This is a genomic window from Pseudanabaena sp. CCNP1317 (genome assembly GCF_034931345.1).
GTDB lineage: Bacteria > Cyanobacteriota > Cyanobacteriia > Pseudanabaenales > Pseudanabaenaceae > Pseudanabaena > Pseudanabaena galeata.
The window spans coordinates 1-1,140 of sequence record NZ_JAYGIF010000046.1 but is presented as its reverse complement, the minus strand read 5'-3'; the positions used below and the strand labels follow the sequence as shown (position 1 = coordinate 1,140).

The 1,140-nt window shown below is 36.2% G+C and carries 2 protein-coding genes; both read right to left on the bottom strand.

All coding sequences use genetic code 11. The features are described from left to right. Positions 1 to 176: 176 nt before the first annotated feature. On the bottom strand, positions 177 to 614 hold the full coding sequence (locus VB775_RS10220) for a hypothetical protein (protein WP_281010049.1): 438 nt from the start codon (positions 612 to 614) through the stop codon (positions 177 to 179). Positions 615 to 644: 30 nt separating this feature from the next. After that, positions 645 to 920, bottom strand: a complete 276-nt coding sequence (locus tag VB775_RS10215; RefSeq protein WP_281010048.1) for a hypothetical protein — start codon at positions 918 to 920, stop codon at positions 645 to 647. Positions 921 to 1,140: the final 220 nt, after the last annotated feature.

Below are 1,140 nucleotides of genomic sequence, written 5' to 3'. Positions count from 1 at the left end.
AATTTGGGTAAGGTTGCTACTGCGAAGGAGAAGAAAGTTTCTCAGGGGAAGCCGAAACAGGCGGGTAAAGTGGCTAAGTCTCGTCCTAAAAAGTTGTCTTGATAAGCAAGCTTATTTGCAAGTTTCTGATCGATCATTTCCCATAGTGAGTGAGATCTCTATTAACCTTCAAGTTCTCATAGATCATCAAATATTTCACAAACTATCTCGCCATCTAGTGAATAGGAGACAAGATAACCCAAACTTGTAGGTATAACCTTATATAAACGAGAAGTCGTAGGTGAATCTAAAGCTGTCAAGCAGATAGGTTCATAATTAGCATACTGATATTTCACGATATATTCATCATCACTTGTAAGATAGAAAAGAAATGTTGATACTTCTCCGATCGCTCCTGTATAAGGTTCGTACTTACCTAGAGCTACCATAGATGCTGTTGAGGATAGATTACAGTACCTATCAGGATCTTCTCTGTATTTTGCAGCCTGTTCTTCAGCTAGTTTTATTTTTAAAGGTGCTTCATAGGTGGCAATGAGAGCAAGTTGTTCTTGTGTGAAACTGTACTGTACTTTATGCTCCTCATGCTGCCAATCGATGTTATAAGAGAATGTCATTTTTATACTTGTAGTTTAATAAAGATTGTTTCATTGCTTGATTTGAGTAAAGGCTACTTCTAATTCTGGATTAGCTATCGCTAAGGCGCTCTCATACCATTCATGGATAATTGCTTCTAATTCATTCCATGCTTTTTCGTGATTTTTTGGTTCTTGTAAGGCAACTGAGCGATAGGCTGACATCACTTCATTAATAAATTCATTCAATTCGTCTACGTCAAATGCTCCAAGCCAATCATAGGGATGCTCGGCTCCAATTTTTGGGTTTATTGCTAAAACATCCGATAACTTTTTTGTTATAGCCATATATTCTCTAACGAATAAAAAGTGAAACAAAAATATTTTGCAAGGGGTATTGACAAATATAGATTAGTCGATATAACATTTCTGTTATCAAGTTGAAATGTAGTTTAGTCAATCTATACAGTAATCTTACAACTTGTATGAGGTTGACTCACCATGACATTTGAAAATCTTAACTTTGAAGTTGATGCAACTGGCATAGTCGCTAAGTTGAGGGCTGCTA

Coding starts and splice junctions, on each gene's coding strand:
- VB775_RS10220 (WP_281010049.1), bottom strand. CDS start 614: ATGACATTCTCTTATAACATCGATTGGCAGCATGAGGAGCATAAAGTA.
- VB775_RS10215 (WP_281010048.1), bottom strand. CDS start 920: ATGGCTATAACAAAAAAGTTATCGGATGTTTTAGCAATAAACCCAAAA.